Source organism: Streptomyces sp. NBC_00448 (genome assembly GCF_036014115.1).
Taxonomy (GTDB): Bacteria; Actinomycetota; Actinomycetes; order Streptomycetales; family Streptomycetaceae; genus Actinacidiphila.
In genome coordinates this window covers 7,144,119-7,158,814 of the sequence record NZ_CP107913.1, presented here as the reverse complement: position 1 = coordinate 7,158,814, position 14,696 = coordinate 7,144,119, and the positions used below count along the sequence as shown (strand labels likewise).

The 14,696-nt window shown below is 72.8% G+C and carries 15 protein-coding genes and 1 pseudogene; 1 reads left to right on the top strand and 15 read right to left on the bottom strand.

Going from position 1 to position 14,696, the window contains the following annotated elements:
* Positions 1-20 precede the first annotated feature (20 nt).
* Positions 21-857 (bottom strand): translation elongation factor Ts, encoded by an 837-nt coding sequence (gene tsf, locus OG370_RS30975; protein WP_328470042.1) that lies wholly within the window; start codon positions 855-857, stop codon positions 21-23.
* 114 nt (positions 858-971) lie between these two features.
* Entirely contained in the window at positions 972-1,943 is a 972-nt protein-coding gene (rpsB, locus tag OG370_RS30970; protein ID WP_328470040.1) for a 30S ribosomal protein S2, read from the bottom strand.
* A 275-nt stretch (positions 1,944-2,218) separates the two neighbouring features.
* Here rpsB and OG370_RS30965 point away from each other — a divergent pair, with 275 nt between their 5' ends.
* Positions 2,219-2,878 carry a peptidoglycan DD-metalloendopeptidase family protein gene (locus tag OG370_RS30965; RefSeq protein ID WP_328470038.1) on the top strand — a complete coding sequence of 220 codons (660 nt, stop codon included), beginning with the start codon at positions 2,219-2,221 and terminating at the stop codon, positions 2,876-2,878.
* 21 nt (positions 2,879-2,899) lie between these two features.
* Here the strand turns inward: OG370_RS30965 and OG370_RS30960 are convergent, their stop codons facing one another.
* From OG370_RS30960 to trmD, 13 genes and pseudogenes are all read right to left on the bottom strand, one after another.
* A complete protein-coding gene (locus OG370_RS30960; RefSeq protein WP_328470036.1) occupies positions 2,900-3,775 on the bottom strand; it encodes an LLM class F420-dependent oxidoreductase in 876 nt (291 codons plus the stop codon).
* 29 nt (positions 3,776-3,804) lie between these two features.
* Positions 3,805-4,362: a TetR/AcrR family transcriptional regulator gene (locus tag OG370_RS30955; protein ID WP_328474587.1), complete on the bottom strand. Its 558-nt coding sequence runs from the start codon at positions 4,360-4,362 to the stop codon at positions 3,805-3,807.
* A 65-nt stretch (positions 4,363-4,427) separates the two neighbouring features.
* Positions 4,428-5,267, bottom strand: coding sequence for an RNA polymerase sigma factor WhiG (whiG, locus tag OG370_RS30950; RefSeq protein WP_328470034.1), 840 nt, complete (start codon positions 5,265-5,267; stop codon positions 4,428-4,430).
* A gap of 279 nt (positions 5,268-5,546) precedes the next feature.
* Positions 5,547-6,962, bottom strand: a complete 1,416-nt coding sequence (gene dprA / locus OG370_RS30945; protein ID WP_328470032.1) for a DNA-processing protein DprA — start codon at positions 6,960-6,962, stop codon at positions 5,547-5,549.
* Positions 6,962-8,680 carry a YifB family Mg chelatase-like AAA ATPase gene (locus OG370_RS30940; protein WP_328470030.1) on the bottom strand — a complete coding sequence of 573 codons (1,719 nt, stop codon included), beginning with the start codon at positions 8,678-8,680 and terminating at the stop codon, positions 6,962-6,964. The genes dprA and OG370_RS30940 overlap by 1 nt, the downstream gene beginning before the upstream one ends.
* Positions 8,680-9,085 (bottom strand): annotated as a pseudogene (locus OG370_RS30935) (YraN family protein). The gene OG370_RS30940 and the pseudogene OG370_RS30935 overlap by 1 nt, the downstream one beginning before the upstream one ends.
* 140 nt (positions 9,086-9,225) lie before the next feature.
* Positions 9,226-9,552, bottom strand: coding sequence for a DUF2469 domain-containing protein (locus OG370_RS30930; RefSeq protein WP_033173060.1), 327 nt, complete (start codon positions 9,550-9,552; stop codon positions 9,226-9,228).
* An 88-nt stretch (positions 9,553-9,640) separates the two neighbouring features.
* The gene (gene lepB, locus OG370_RS30925) at positions 9,641-10,381 is read right to left on the bottom strand and encodes a signal peptidase I (protein ID WP_328470025.1); all 741 of its coding nucleotides are present in this window, start codon (positions 10,379-10,381) and stop codon (positions 9,641-9,643) included.
* A gap of 34 nt (positions 10,382-10,415) precedes the next feature.
* Positions 10,416-11,363, bottom strand: coding sequence for a signal peptidase I (gene lepB / locus OG370_RS30920; RefSeq protein WP_443060908.1), 948 nt, complete (start codon positions 11,361-11,363; stop codon positions 10,416-10,418).
* A gap of 112 nt (positions 11,364-11,475) precedes the next feature.
* Entirely contained in the window at positions 11,476-12,633 is a 1,158-nt protein-coding gene (lepB, locus tag OG370_RS30915) for a signal peptidase I (RefSeq protein WP_328470023.1), read from the bottom strand.
* A complete protein-coding gene (lepB, locus tag OG370_RS30910; protein WP_328470021.1) occupies positions 12,626-13,330 on the bottom strand; it encodes a signal peptidase I in 705 nt (234 codons plus the stop codon). Before lepB (OG370_RS30910) ends, lepB (OG370_RS30915) begins: the two co-directional genes overlap by 8 nt.
* 45 nt (positions 13,331-13,375) lie before the next feature.
* Positions 13,376-13,726: a 50S ribosomal protein L19 gene (gene rplS, locus OG370_RS30905; protein WP_328470019.1), complete on the bottom strand. Its 351-nt coding sequence runs from the start codon at positions 13,724-13,726 to the stop codon at positions 13,376-13,378.
* A gap of 147 nt (positions 13,727-13,873) precedes the next feature.
* Positions 13,874-14,695 (bottom strand): tRNA (guanosine(37)-N1)-methyltransferase TrmD, encoded by an 822-nt coding sequence (gene trmD / locus OG370_RS30900; RefSeq protein WP_328470017.1) that lies wholly within the window; start codon positions 14,693-14,695, stop codon positions 13,874-13,876.
* Between the last annotated feature and the right edge of the window lies 1 nt (position 14,696).

The window sequence follows — 14,696 nt, the reverse complement described above, 5'->3', positions numbered from 1 at the left end:
GGTGCCGGTGCGAGCGGACGTCAGACGCCGACGCGGAAGCGCGCGAAGTGCTTCAGCGTGACCCCGGCCTCGTCGAGCACCTTCTGCACGGTCTTCTTGGAGTCCTTGGCGAACGCCTGCTCCAGGACGACGTTCTCCTTGAAGAAGCCGTTCACCCGTCCTTCGACGATACGCGCCAGGGCGGCCTCCGGCTTGCCCTCCTCGCGCGCGGTGGCTTCGGCGACCCGGCGCTCGTTCGCCACGGTCTCCTCGTCGATCTCGTCGCGGCTGAGGAACTTCGGGGCGAACGCGGCGATGTGCTGCGCGACGTCCTTGGCGGTCTGCGGGTCGGCCTTGTCCAGCTCGACCAGCACGCCGACCTGCGGGGGCAGGTCCGGGCTGGTGCGGTGCAGGTAGGAGGCGACGTAGCCGTCGGTGAACTGCGCGAAGCGGTCCAGCACGATCTTCTCGCCGAGGGTGGCGTTGGCCTCATCGACGAACGCCTGGACGGTCTGGCCGTCCTTGATCTCGGAGTTGAGCAGCGCGTCGATGCCGGCCGGCTTGTTGGCGGCGACGTGCGCGGCGATCGCGTCGGCGACCGCGACGAACTTGTCGCCCTTGGCGACGAAGTCGGTCTCGCACTTCAGCTCGACGAGGACGCCCTCGGAGTTGTCAGCGGCGATGAGGGAGACGACCGCGCCGTTGGAGGCCGAGCGGCCCTCGCGCTTGGTGACGCCCTTCTGGCCCTTCACACGGAGGATCTCGACGGCCTTGTCCAGGTCGCCTTCGGCCTCGGTGAGGGCGTTCTTGCAGTCCATCATGCCCGCGGCGGTGAGCTCGCGGAGCTTCTTGACGTCGGCGGCGGTGAAGTTCGCCATGGGTGTGAGTCTCTTCCCGGATGGTCGGTGGATCTACGGGTGAACGGCGGGGGCGCTGGGCCCCCGCCGTCGTCACGCGTGGTGCTGTTCCCGGACGCTCGCGTCCGCGGGTGATCAGGCTCCGGTGGAGTCGTCGCCCTCGGTGGCCGCGGGCGCGGCGTCGGCGGCCGGAGCCGCGGGCGCCTCGTCGGCCGGAGCAGCGGCCTCGTCGGCCGGAGCAGCGGCCTCGTCGGCGGGGGCCTCGGCGGCGTCGGCGGCGGGGGCCTCGGCAGCCGGGGCGGCGGCCTCGGTCGCCGGCTCGGAGTCGGCCTTCTTCTCACCCTCGAGCAGGTCGCGCTCCCACTCGGCGAGCGGCTCGGCGACGCCTTCGGCCTTCTTGTCGCCGGTGGCGGCGCCGGAGCGGGCGATGAGGCCCTCGGCGACGGCGTCGGCGATCACGCGGGTGAGCAGCGTGACGGAGCGGATCGCGTCGTCGTTGCCCGGGATCTTGTAGTCGACCTCGTCGGGGTCGCAGTTGGTGTCGAGGATCGCGACCACCGGGATACGGAGCTTGCGCGCCTCACCGACGGCGATGTGCTCCTTCTTGGTGTCCACGATCCAGACGGCGCTCGGCACCTTCTGCATCTCGCGGATACCGCCGAGGGTCTTCTCCAGCTTGTCCTTCTCGCGGGAGAGGACCAGCAGCTCCTTCTTGGTGAGGCCGGAGGCGGCCACGTCCGAGAAGTCGATCTCCTCGAGCTCCTTCAGGCGCTGGAGGCGCTTGTAGACGGTCGAGAAGTTGGTGAGCATGCCGCCCAGCCAGCGCTGGTTGACGTACGGCATGCCGACGCGGGACGCCTGCTCGGCGATTGCCTCCTGCGCCTGCTTCTTGGTGCCGACGAACATGATGGAGCCGCCGTGCGCGACGGTCTCCTTGACGAACTCGTAGGCGCGGTCGATGTACGACAGCGACTGGAGCAGGTCGATGATGTAGATGCCGTTGCGCTCGGTGAAGATGAAGCGCTTCATCTTCGGGTTCCAGCGGCGGGTCTGGTGCCCGAAGTGGACGCCGCTCTCCAGCAGCTCCCGCATCGTGACGACGGCCATGGCCGTACTCCTTGATGTGCTCGGTTACCGTGGCCACCGGACGGCGGCCACGCCTGACGTCCCGACGCGCCTTGCCACAAGGGACCGAGGGGCGCGGCCACCGCCCGTGACCATCAAGGTCCGGGGTTGGTGGCGGGGCGTGCGAAGTCGACCCGGTGACCCGAGTCGCCAGAGAAAGTGTACGGGACCGCTGGAGTCGCAGGCGACACTCGACTTGTCCACAGGCCGCGGACCAAGATCATCGCGGGGTGGGCGCCGTGCGTCATCGTGGGCACATGGCGTACACGGCGGCGTGGTTGACGGTGATGGTGGCGGTGCTGGCGGCGGGCGGAGGCGTGGGGCCCGGGGCCGGCGCGGGAGTTGGGGCCGACGGCCGGCCCGGCGGTGGGGCCGCCGGTGGTGGCGCCGCGGCTCCGGTCAGGTCGGGGTACGGCGCCGGGGCGCGGGTGCCCGCGGGCTGCACCGGACCGCCCGGACCGGCAGCGCTGTGCTGGCCGGTGGCGGGGCCGGGGGCGCGGGGGCGGCCGCTGTTGCTGCGCGGCTTCGAGCCGCCGGCGACCGCGTGGGCGGCGGGGCATCGCGGTGTCGATCTGTCGGCCGCGCCGCGCGCGGAGGTGCGGGCGGCGGCTGCGGGCGAGGTCGCCTTCGCCAGACCGGTCGCCGGGGTCCCGGTGGTGGTCGTCGCGCTGCCCGGCGGCCTGCGCACCACCTACGAACCGGTACGGGCCGCGGTCGCGGTCGGCGCGCGGGTGGCCGCAGGGGACCGGCTGGGCGAGGCCGCCGCCGAGGTGCCGGCGCACTGCGCGGCGGCCTGCGTGCACTGGGGGCTGCTGCGCGGCGACGTCTACCTCGACCCGCTCACCCTGCTCCCGCCGGCGCTGCGCCGGGCCGGACCGTCGCGGCTGCTGCCGGTGGACGGGGCGGCCCGGGCGTAGCGGAACCGGTCGGTCCGGTGGTCAGTCCAGCGGCATCGCGGCGGCCAGCTCGCGCCATTCGGCACGTGGAAGGGCGGTGTCGGGGCGCAGCACCTGGATCGCCACATGGTCGGCGCCGGCCTCGTGGTAGGCGGCGACCCGGGTGCGGACATCGGCGGCGTCACCGATGGCGAAGAGCGCGTCGAGCAGTTGGCCGCTGCCGCCGTCCGCGAAGTCCTCGTCGGTGAAGCCGAGCCGCCGCCAGTTGTTGACGTAGTTGGGAAGCTGGAGGTACATCGACAGGGCGCCGCGGGCCGTCGCGTGGGCCCGGCCCAGGTCGGAGTCGAGGACGACGCCCAGCTCGGGCGCGAGCAGCTTGCCGGGGCCGAGGGCGGCACGCGCCTGGGCGACGTGCTCGACCGTGACCAGATACGGGTGCGCGCCGGCGGAGCGGTCGGCGGCGAGCTTGAGCATCCGCGGACCGAGCGCGGCGAGCACCCGCCGTCCGGCCGGAACCGGGGCGGGGGCCGAGTCGAGGCCGTCGAGGAACTCGACCATCTTCGCGTACGGGTGCGCGTAGCCCTCGGTGATCGGGGCGTGGCTGACCCCGAGGCCGAGCAGGAACCGCTCGGCCGCGCCGGCCTCCAGGTCGGCGATGTTCTGGGCGACCTCCGCCGCGGGCTGGTTCCAGACGCTGAGGATGCCGGTGGCCACGGTGATGCGGCGGGTGGCGGCGAGCAGCGGCACCGCACTGGCGACGGGCGGCGATCCGCCGAGCCAGATCGCGCCGTAGCCGAGTTCGTCCAGCTCGGCGGCGGCCTCGCGGTTCTCACCCTGGAACTCGCTGTCGCCCTGGCCCAGCCGCATGTTCCACACGCCGACCCGGCCGATGTCCTGTTGCTGTGCTCCTGAAGTCATGGCAACGGCAACAGGGCAGTGCGGGCGGGCTATTCCGGGCTGTCCGCCGACCGGGTGACGCCGTGCAGGGCCATGGCGACGGCCGCCTCGACGATCTCGGTGGGCAGCTCGGCGGCACCCAGCTCGATCCGGCGGACGGCGGCGTCGACCACGCCCTGCAGCAGCATGGCGGTCAGCCGCGGCTCGGGGTGGCCGAGGCAGGACAGCGCGGCCACCACCATGGCGACCAGGCCGCCGTGCGCCGCCCGGATCTTCTCCCGCGCGCCGGCGTCCAGCTCACCGGCGGAGATCGCCACGACCGCGCGGTGCCTGCGGTCGCCGACCAAGGTGAGCTGGCTGCGGACGTACGCCTCGATCTTGTCCGCGGGGGTCTCGGCGGCCTGCATCGCGGCCTCGACCTCGGCGGCCCAGACCGGGAAGTCGACCGCGCACAGCTCCTCCACGACGGCGGCCCGCGAACGGAAGTACTCGTAGACCGACGAACGGGCCAGCCCGGTCCGCTCGGCGAGCGCGGGGAAGGTGAGGGCTTCGGTGCCGCCCTCGGTCAGCAGGGTGCGGGCGGCGTCCAGCAGGGCGCGGCGCTGCATCATCCGGTGCTCGGCCACCGAGGCCGCTCGAATTCTCGGCATTACCCCACTGTAGACAGTCCGGCTCAGCGTGCTCCCATGTCGGCGAGCTTCGCCCGTAGTTGGAGCACGGACTTGGTGTGGATCTGGCTGACCCGGCTTTCGGTGACGCCCAGTACCTGACCGATCTCGGCGAGTGTGAGCCCCTCGTAGTAGTAGAGGGTGACCACGGTCTTCTCCCGCTCGGGGAGGGTGCTGACCGCGCGGGCGAGCAGGCGGCGCAGCTCGCGGTCCTCGGCGACCTCGGACGGGTTGTCCGCGCCGGTGTCCTCCAGGGTGTCGACCAGGCTGAGCCGGTCGCCGCTCTCGGCGCCGACGTGCAGCAGTTCTTCGAGGGCGACCACGTTGGCGAGGGAGAGCGCGCTGAACACGCCGTGCAACTCCTCCAGGCCGACGCCCATCTCGGCGGCGACCTCGGGCTCGCTGGGGGTACGGCGCAGCTTCGCCTCAAGGGTGGCGTAGGCGCGCTCCACGGCGCGGGCCTTCTGCCGGACCGAACGGGGAATCCAGTCCAGGGCACGCAGTTCGTCGATCATGGCGCCGCGGATGCGGGTGATGGCGTAGGTCTCGAACTTGATCGCCCGGTCCGGATCGAACTTCTCGATCGCGTCGATCAGCCCGAACACCCCGGACGACACGAAGTCGGCCTGTTCCACGTTGGCGGGCAGCCCGACGCTGACCCGGCCGGCCACGTACTTGACCAGCGGCGAGTAGTGCAGGATGAGCTGTTCCCGCAGCCGCGCGTCCCCCGTGGACTTGTAGGTCCGCCACAACGCGTCGAGCGAGGTGGGTGCGGCGGGCCGGGGAGTGGCCCGGGCGGTGGCCACTGCCGTCGCCTGTTCGGACCCGGGGGTGTGCTGGGGCATACGTTGTCGTGAGCCGTTCTGCCTTGGCGTGGGCGGGAGATCAAACCTCCGCGAGCGTAGCGTGACCATAGTGTCGCTGATTGCTACGGCATCCGTGTGGGACATGCGCAGATACGTTCCTCTACGGGTGCGGGTGGTCCGGAACGGGCGCGGGGTAGCGCACCGGACCGTGTGGGGGCGTGAGGGCAATAATGCGCCGCATCCCGCCGCCGCGCCGTCCGCCCTGCGAACACCGCAGGTCAGCGAGGTTTCCTGTCACCTGATGGGGTGTCGGCGGCGTCAACCTGCCCCACTTCCCGGGCTGTCGCGCGCGGTACGGACCAACCTCCAGCGCCCGCACTCGCGTACGACGAACCCGAGGGCCCGCAACTCGTGCAACCCGCTCAGCGTGTCGGCGGCCGAGATCCCCAGCGTGTCGGCGATGTCCTGCTCCGCGGCGTCCCCGCGGCCGGGCAGCGCCTCCAACACCCGCGCGGCGCCCGGTCGCAGGAGGTCCCTGGGCAGCACGGGTCCGCGCCGCACCGGGGCGAGGTCGGCGCCGATCTCCCCGACCAGCTCGACCACTTCGGCCGCGTCGGTGACCATCACCGCTCCGCCGCGCAGCAGTTCGTGCACCCCTTCCGACATGGCGCTGGTGCACGGCCCCGGCACACCCATGGTGATCCGGCCCAGCTCCGCCGCCCGCCGAGCGGTGATCAGGGACCCGCTGCGGTAGCGGGCCTCGACCACCACCGTGCCCCGGGTCAGCGCGGCGATGACGCGGTTGCGCTGCACGAACCTCGACCTGGTCGGATGCTCACCCGGCGGCAACTCCCCGACCAACAGGCCCCGTTCGGCGATCCTCGCGATCAGGTCGGTGTTCCCCCGCGGGTAGGCCACGTCGATCCCGCTGGCCACCACGCCGATCGTGGCACCGTCGGCCTCCAGGGCGGCGCGGTGCACGGCGCCGTCCACGCCGTACGCCGCCCCCGACACCACCGCCCACCCCGCGCCCGCGAGTCCCGCGCCGAGCCGGACCGCCATGTGCCTGCCGTAGTCCGTGCAGGCCCGGGCGCCGACCACCGCGACCGACCGCAGGGCCCACAGCCGCAGCGACGGTCTCCCGCGCACCCACAGTCCGTACGGCCGCTGCACGCCCAGGTCGTCGAGCTGGCCGGGCCAGTCGCCGTCGCCCGGGCACAGGAACCGGCCGCCCGCCCGGTGCGCCGCGGCCAGGTCCGCCACCGGGTCGGCCCGCGCGGCCCTGATCCCGTAGCTCTCCGTCCGCCCGGCACCGGCCCCGGGCAGCCGCCGCCCGCCGAGTGCGGCCCGCAACGCCGCCCGCGGACCCAGATCCCGCACCGCCCGGCCCATCACCTTGTCACCGGGGTCGGCCACCCGGGTCAGCGCGACCCGGGCGAGCCGCTCCTGCCACCCCACCGCCGCACCGGCGCCGCCGGCCCCCGTCAACTCGCCGCTCCCGTAAGCCGCCCGCAGCTCCTCCTCGGCAGCCGCCCGCCCGCCGGCACGACCCCGGACACCAGCGGCACCGCCCCCGCCCCCACTGTCTCCGGCACCGCCCCCACCGGTATCCGCACCGGCGCCCGCGGCCACCACACCGACTTCCGCATCGGTCCCCGCGCCCGCCTCCGGAGGCTCCCCGGCCGCCTCCAACCGCTCGGTCCACGCCGCCTCGGCGCCCTCCTCCCCCGCCATCACACCCCTCCCGTCACGGCCGGCACTCCCCTGTTCACCCCGGTGCGCAACTGGAGCGCCAGCAGCACGTGTTCGGGGGTCGGGCAGTCCGCACCCGCGAGGTCGGCGACCGTCCACGCCACGCGCAGCACCCGGTCCAGGCCGCGGGCGGTGAGCAGGCCACGCTCCATGTCCCGCTCGACTGCGCGCAGGGCGCCGGCGGCGACATGCCAGCGGGTGCGCAGCTCATGTCCCGGCACCTCGCTGTTCAACCGCCAAGGGGTGTCCTGGTAGCGGGCGGCGGCACGGGCCCGGGCTTCGAGGACCCGCGCGCCGACCGCGGCCGAGGGCTCCCCGGGGGTGCCCACGCCACCCGGTCCGATGAGCTCGGCGCGGCTGACGGGCTCGACGTCCACCCGCAGGTCGACCCGGTCCAGCAGCGGGCCGGACAGCCGGGCCTGATAGCGCCGCACCGCGCTCGGCGAGCAGTCGCAGCCCCCGCCGAGCACCGAATACCGCCCGCACGGGCAGGGGTTCGCGGCCAGCACCAGCATGAAGCGGGCCGGAAGCCGTATCACCCCGGCGGCCCGGGCCACGATGACATGGCCGGATTCCAGCGGTTGCCGCAGCGCGTCGAGCGACTGCGAGCTGAACTCCGGTGCCTCGTCCAGAAACAGCACTCCGCGATGGGCGAGCGAGACCGCGCCCGGCCTCGGCAGGCCGCTGCCGCCGCCGACGAGCGAGGGCATCGTCGCCGAGTGGTGCGGCGCGCAGTAGGGCGGGGCGTCGACCATGGGGCGGCCGGTCGGGAGGATGCCCGCCACCGAGTGCACCGCGGTGACCTCCAGCGACTCCTGGCGGGTCAACGGCGGCAGGATGCCCGGGAGCCGCTCGGCGAGCATCGTCTTGCCCGCGCCCGGCGGACCGTTCAGATAAAGGTGGTGGCCACCGGCCGCGGCGACCTCCAGGGCGAGCCGGGCCGCCCGCTGCCCGGCGACGTCGGCCAGGTCGGGACGGTGCTGGTCCGCGCCGGGGCCGCCGCCTCCCGCGGCCGCGAACTCCGCGCTGCCGAATCCACCGCCGCCGAACCCGGTCCCGGCGAACGCGCCCGGTCCGCCGCCGGCACCCAGCCCCGCGCCGGCACCTCCGCCGGGCACCGCCAGACCCGCCAGCATCGGGTCGGGCCGCTCCCGCCCGGCGCTCTCGTCCGGCTCCTCGGGCACCGCCTCGTCGTTGAGCACCGCGACGAGCTGGCGCAGGCTGCGGACGCCCAGCACCGAGACGCCGGGCACGAGGGCCGCCTCGGACGTGGTGCGCTCGGGCACCACCACCTGCCGGTATCCCGCGTCGGCGGCGGCGAGCACGGCCGGCAGCACGCCGCGCACCGGGCGGACCCGCCCGTCGAGCCCCAGCTCGCCGATCATCATCAGGTCGGCGATGGCGCTCGGCGCGATCCGGCCGCTCGCGGCCAGCACGGCGCAGGCCACGGCCAGGTCGAAACCGGAGCCGCCCTTGGGCACCGACGCCGGGCTCAGCCCCACGGTGAGCTTCTTCTGCGGCCAGGTCTCGCCGCTGTTCACGATCGCCGCGCGCACTCGGTCGCGGCTTTCCACCAGGCTCTTGTCCGGCAGCCCGACCAGGGCGAAGGCGGCCACGCCCGGCTCCAGATCGGCCTGGACCTCGACGACGACGCCTTCCACGCCGATCAGGGCGACCGAGCAGGTGCGTGCGAAGCCCATCACGCCACCCCCCGCACGTGCTCGACCCGGGGCGCGCCGCGCGCGGGCAGCACGACTCCGACCAGGTCGATCCGGACGCCGCCCGGCGGCGCCCCGCCGTGCTCGGCGGTCCATCGCTCGGCGAGCGACCGCAGTCTGGCCGCCTTACCGGGGGTGATCCCCGCCATGGGGTGCTGGTGGCCGCCCTCCCGGCGGGTCTTCACCTCGCACACCACCACCGCGTCGCCGTCGGCCGCGACGATGTCGATCTCGCCCCGCCGGCCCCACCGCCAGTTCCGCTCCAGGATGTCCAGCCCGGCGTCCCGCAGCGTCCTGGCGGCCACGCCCTCTCCGTACCGCCCCAGCGCACCTCGTGCGTTCATGAGTACCACCTCCGTCACTCACTGTGACAGGAGGTGGTCCCACAAAGATGATCTTGAACCTCAGCCTGTGGATAACTTTCCGGGCCGCGCCACGACGCTCGCGCCCGGGCCGGCCCGACCCACCCGGGGCGGCCGGCCCACCCCGGCCCGGCCGCCCCGGCTCAACCCGAGTTCATCCCATCCTCAGCTGTTGAAGCCCGAGTCGTCCGACGGCAGATCGAGGTCCGCCTTGTTCAGCTCCTCGATGTTCACGTCCTTGAACGTCAACACCCGGACCTGCTTGACGAAGCGAGCCGGCCGGTACATGTCCCAGACCCACGCGTCGGCCATCGACACTTCGAAGAACACCTCGCCCTGGACCGAGTGCACCTGCATCTCGTAGTCGTTGGTGAGGTAGAAGCGCCGCTCGGTCTCGATCACGTACTTGAACAGGCCGACGACGTCGCGGTACTCCCGGTAGAGCTTCAGCTCCATCTCGGTCTCGTATTTTTCGAGGTCCTCGGCGCTCATGGCATGTTCCCCTTCAGCCGTACGTGACCCCATTGTGCGCTACCGGAAGACCACCGGAGCCGCACACCGCCGTATCGCTGTGGGAGCGTCAGCCCGCCCGCCGCCGGACGAGGCCGGCCAGCGGGGTGTACGCGGCCCCGCCCAGGATCAGCAGCACCCCGGCCACGATCGCCGCCGCCAGCCAGCGCAGCGGGCCGTGGGGGGACGCTCCGCCGCCGGAGAGCCCGTCGAAGGCGGAGGTGCGCTGCACCGTCCCCACCCGGCTCAGCGGCCACGCGGTGGCCTCCACCCGGGCCTTCACGTCGGACGCCGGCACCGAGCCGCGCTGGGCGTCGTCCAGCCGCAGCCGGGAGTCCTCGGAGACGGCGCGGTTGTCGCCGACGAGGAACAGCTCGCCCTTGGGCACCTTCGTGTCGAACTTCGACGCCGACGCCAGGCCGGGCGCGGCCAGATAGGTCTCGTCGACGGCTTTGCCGTCGACCATCAGCCGCCCGCGCGCGTCACAGCAGGAGACCGTGTCACCGCCGACCCCGACCACCCGCTTGACCTCGGGCAGGTCGCCCCACAGCTTGTCCTTGAAGACCACGATGTCGCCGCGGTGCACCTGGTCGCCGGAGATCCGCTGGGCCAGCACCTTGTCGCCGGGGCTGACCGTGGGCTCCATCGAGCTGGTCGGCACCGTGTAAGGGCGGTAGACGACCGCGGCCCAGCCGAAACCGCCCAGGAAGAGCACGCAGCCCAGGGCCACGGCGATCCCGGACAGTCTGTGCCCGGTCCCGCCGCGGCCCTGGGCTATCGCTCTGCCGCTGCTCGTACGTGTCGCGCTCATGGAGCCGCACCCTACCCGTCGGTACGCGCCCCGGTCAGCCCTCCGCGCCCTCGGACGCGCCCGCCGCCTCGTGCTTGCGCAGCAGCCTGCGCCGCCGCAGCATCACCAGCGGGATCGCACCCGCCACGCCGACCGCGGCCGGGCCCGCGGTGCCGGCCGCGTTGATCCCAGACTGGGAGAAGGTGCCGGGGATTCCCAGCCAGTCCCAGCGGTTGATCGGCCAGGCGACCACGACCGCGCGGCCGACGACCTGCTTGGTCGAGACGGTGCCGTCGGTGTGCTTTCCCTTGTACATGCCCACGTGGTAACGGGAGTCGAGCGAGTCCTGGCGGTGGTCGCCCATCACCCAGATCCGGCCCTTGGGCACGTGGACGGTGAACGGCATGTCCGGGGTGCACGGGGTGTTGCCCGGGAAGACGTAGGGCTCGTTCAGCGGCTTGCCGTTGACCATCACCGGGCCGGTGCCCTTGCAGCTGACGGTGTCGCCGCCGACCCCGATCACCCGCTTGATCAGGTCCTTCTCCTCGGCCGACGGCATCAGGCCGACGAAGCTGAGGGTCTTCTGCAGGCCGCGCACCGCCGGGTTGCTGCTCGGCGGCGGGTTCTCCGGCAGCCAGCCGCCGGGGTCGTGGAAGACCACGACCTCGCCACGGCTCGGCGTGGAGCCGAACCACGGGGTCAGCTTGTCGACCAGCACCCGGTCGCCCTTGAGCAGGGTGTTGTTCATGGAGTCGGACGGGATGGAGAACGCCTGCACCAGGAAGGTCTTGATGATCAGCGCCAGCACCAGCGCGATGCCGATCAGCAGCGGCAGCTCCTTCCAGAAGGAACGGGGCTTGCGCTCGGCGGCGTGTGCGGGATCACCGCCGGACGAGTCGCCGCCGCCACCCGTGGCGCCGGGCTCGTCGGGGCCGCCGGAGTCGTGGCGCCGCGCGCCGTCGCCGCTCACGCCGCCCACGTCCTCCGGCCTGGTGCCCGCCACCGGGACGTACCCGGGTTCGTACCCCGCGCCCTGGTCGTAGCCGGCCTGGTATCCGTTGCCGCCCGCGCCGCCGGGTGGGTATCCGCCCTCCGCCCCGGCGTCCCGGCCGGGGTCATAGCCGCCGGCGTAGCCGCCGTCGGAAGGCCCGGGGACCTTGCCGGCGGACGGGACGCCGTGCGCACCGTTCCGAGTCGTCTCCTCGGGGACCACGCCATCGGCCTCCGTGCCGTCCGCAGGGGGCACCGGGCCGTCCCCCTTCTCGGGCTCGCCGGAACCGGACCGCGCGCCGACCACCAGGTCCCCCACATCCACTCCTCATTCGATATCGTCGCCTGCCCCGGAACCGGCGCAGGCCCACCATTCCCATAACGAGCGGGAGTTCCGCAGGAGTCGGGAGCGGGTCGGTCCTTTGAGCATTGTTGGCCGAGCCGCCGGCCCCATCCACCATAGTGGTGCCGGCTGTGCGGGCGGGGATCGCCGCGTCCGCCTGCGGCACCGAACCGAAGGTCGAGGGCTCCTTCAGCCGCCCCCAGTGGCCGATCGGCCAGCCGATCACGAAGGCCCGTCCGACCACCAGGTTCTGCGCGATGGTGCCCTCGGTGCGCTTGCCGTCGATGACCTGCTGCATGTGGTAACGCGAGTCCGCCGAGTCCGAGCGGTGGTCGCCCATCACCCACAACCGACCGAGCGGTACGTGCACGGTGAACTTGATCATCGACGGCGGGTTACCGGGATACAGGTACGGCTCGTCCAGCGGTTTGCCGTTGACCGTCAGCCGCCCCTGGGCGTCGCAGCAGCTCACCGTGTCGCCGCCGACGCCGATCACCCGTTTGATCAGGTCCTGCTCGCCGGAGGCCGGCAGCAGCCCGATGAAAGTGAACACCTGCTTGATCTGCTTGATCACCACCGGGTCCGGCTTGGGCGCGGGCTCGCCCTGGAGCCAGCCGCCGGGGTCCTTGAAGACCACCACGTCACCGCGGTGCGGCTCGGCGCCGAACCACGGGGTCAGCTTGTCCACCAGCACCCGGTCGCCGATCCGGATGGTCTGCTCCATCGAGCCGGACGGGATCACGAACGCCTGGAGCAGGAAGGTCTTCAGCACCAGCGCGATCACCAGCGCCACCACGATCAGCAGCGGCACCTCGCGGGCCATCGAACGGCGCCTCTTGCGCTTGACCTTGCGGGCCAGCTTGCGCCGCTCCAGCCGGCTGCCGCTGACCGGCGGCGCGGGCGGCGCGTCGGTGCCACGCGGCCGCCCCCGGTTACCCATGCGAGCCGGCCGGCGCGGGCACGTGGGAGAAGACGGCGGGGCGGCGCACCCGGGTCCAGTGGCCGGGCGGCCAGGCGATCCACTCGGCGCGGCCGATCACCTTGCCGACCGGTACGGTGCCGCCGCCCGGGTCGCCGAGGTGCTCGCGGGAGTCGGCGGAGTCCGCGCGGTGGTCGCCCATCACCCACAGCCGGCCCGGGGGCACCACGATGTCGAACGGCTCGCTGGAGGGCGCGTTCCCGGGGTGCAGGTAGGTCTCGTCGAGCGCGTGGCCGTTGACGCTGACCCGGCCCTGGGCGTCGCAGCAGGTGACACGGTCGCCGCCGACACCGATCACGCGTTTGACGTAGTCGGTGCCGCTGGTGGTGGAGAAGGAGTCCTTGCCGTCGAACACGATCACGTCTCCCCGGCGGGGCGTGCCGCCGAAACGGTACGCCAGCTTGTCGACCAGCACCCGGTCGCCGATCCGCAGCGTGTTCTCCATGGAGGAGCTGGGCACTTCGAAAGGCTCCACCACGAAGTGGCTGACCAGCAGCAGCGCCGCGCAGCAGGCGAGAGCGAGCAGCAACGTGCGGTTCCAGTCGTCCCACCAGTCGGCGAGGCGCTCCCTCATGACGGAACGCGACCGCCCCTCCAAGTCCGCCTCGTCGGCGGTGGGGGAACGGTCGCGCTCCGGGGTCACTGCTTCGCTGTCCATCGGGGCGGAAGCTTATCCGGCCCGCCCCAAGGGAGAGTCAAACGATCAGTTGTCGCGCTTCTCCTTGATCTTCGCGGCCTTGCCGCGCAGCTCACGGAGGTAGTACAGCTTCGCGCGGCGCACGTCGCCGCGGGTGACGACCTCGATCTTCTCGACGATCGGGGTGTGCACCGGGAAGGTGCGCTCGACGCCGACGGAGAAGCTGACCTTGCGGACCGTGAAGGTCTCGCTGATGCCCGCGCCCTGCCGGCGGATGACGACGCCCTTGAACTGCTGAACACGGGAGCGGTTGCCCTCGATGACGCGCACGTGGACGTTGACGGTGTCGCCGGGGCGGAAGGCCGGCACGTCGGTGCGCACGCTGGCGCTGTTGACGCTCTCGATGAGGTTGGTCATGGTCGTTCGTCGCTTCCTCGCCGATGCCACAGGTCATCGACGGCATGTCGTCTTGGATGTCCGGGTTGTCCTACGGTGCGGTCGCCCGGCACCGGGCGGCGGCTGTCCCCCTGTGGCAGGGGCGCGCGCCGGGCAGGCAACAGCGGGTCATTCTTCCACGGCGTCGGGGTTGCGCCCAAATCGGCCGCCGGGACCCGGCTGCCAGCCCAGGATGCTGAGCATCTCGCGGTCCTTCTTGTCGAAGGCCGCGGGGTCGGCGCGCTCGATCAGGTCGGGCCGGTGCGCGACCGTACGGCGCAGCGCCTCGTCGCGGCGCCAGCGGGCGATCTTCCCGTGGTGGCCGCTGAGCAGCACCTCGGGGATGCCGCGGCCGCGCCAGGCCGGCGGCTTGGTGAAGACCGGGCCCTCCAGCAGGTCGGCCATGGCGCCGGGGGCGAAGGAGTCGTCGGCGTGCGACTGCGCGTTGCCGAGGACGCCGGGCAGCAGCCGGGCGACGGCCTCGGTGACGACCAGGACGGCGGCCTCACCGCCGGCCAGGACGTAGTCGCCGATGGAGACCTCGTGGACCGGCATCCTGGTGGCGTACTCGGCGGTGACGCGGCTGTCGATGCCCTCGTAGCGGGCCGGGGTGAAGATGAGCCAGGGGCGCCGGGACAGCGCCACGGCGGTCTCCTGGGTGAAGGGGCGGCCGCTGGGGGTGGGGACGACCAGCACGGGCTCGTGGGCGCCTTGTTCGTACCCGTCGGCGATGGTCTGGTCGAGGGCCTCGCCCCAGGGGCCGGTCATCATCACCATGCCGGGGCCGCCGCCGTACGGGGTGTCGTCCACGGTGTGGTGGCGGTCGCCCGCCCAGCCGCGCAGGTCGTGCACGCGGACGTCGAGGCGGCCGGCCGCGCGGGCCTTGCCGACCAGGGAGACGTTCAGCGGTTCGAGGTACTCGGGGAAGATCGTGACGACGTCGATCCGCATG

Coding starts and splice junctions, on each gene's coding strand:
- lepB (WP_328470021.1), bottom strand. CDS start 13,330: ATGGACAGCGAAGCAGTGACCCCGGAGCGCGACCGTTCCCCCACCGCC.
- rpsB (WP_328470040.1), bottom strand. CDS start 1,943: ATGGCCGTCGTCACGATGCGGGAGCTGCTGGAGAGCGGCGTCCACTTC.
- rplS (WP_328470019.1), bottom strand. CDS start 13,726: ATGACCAACCTCATCGAGAGCGTCAACAGCGCCAGCGTGCGCACCGAC.
- lepB (WP_328470025.1), bottom strand. CDS start 10,381: ATGAGCGCGACACGTACGAGCAGCGGCAGAGCGATAGCCCAGGGCCGC.
- trmD (WP_328470017.1), bottom strand. CDS start 14,695: ATGCGGATCGACGTCGTCACGATCTTCCCCGAGTACCTCGAACCGCTG.
- OG370_RS30960 (WP_328470036.1), bottom strand. CDS start 3,775: ATGACTTCAGGAGCACAGCAACAGGACATCGGCCGGGTCGGCGTGTGG.
- lepB (WP_328470023.1), bottom strand. CDS start 12,633: ATGGGTAACCGGGGGCGGCCGCGTGGCACCGACGCGCCGCCCGCGCCG.
- OG370_RS30940 (WP_328470030.1), bottom strand. CDS start 8,680: ATGGGCTTCGCACGCACCTGCTCGGTCGCCCTGATCGGCGTGGAAGGC.
- OG370_RS30930 (WP_033173060.1), bottom strand. CDS start 9,552: ATGAGCGCCGAGGACCTCGAAAAATACGAGACCGAGATGGAGCTGAAG.
- dprA (WP_328470032.1), bottom strand. CDS start 6,962: ATGGCGGGGGAGGAGGGCGCCGAGGCGGCGTGGACCGAGCGGTTGGAG.
- whiG (WP_328470034.1), bottom strand. CDS start 5,267: ATGCCCCAGCACACCCCCGGGTCCGAACAGGCGACGGCAGTGGCCACC.
- tsf (WP_328470042.1), bottom strand. CDS start 857: ATGGCGAACTTCACCGCCGCCGACGTCAAGAAGCTCCGCGAGCTCACC.
- OG370_RS30965 (WP_328470038.1), top strand. CDS start 2,219: ATGGCGTACACGGCGGCGTGGTTGACGGTGATGGTGGCGGTGCTGGCG.
- OG370_RS30955 (WP_328474587.1), bottom strand. CDS start 4,362: ATGCAGCGCCGCGCCCTGCTGGACGCCGCCCGCACCCTGCTGACCGAG.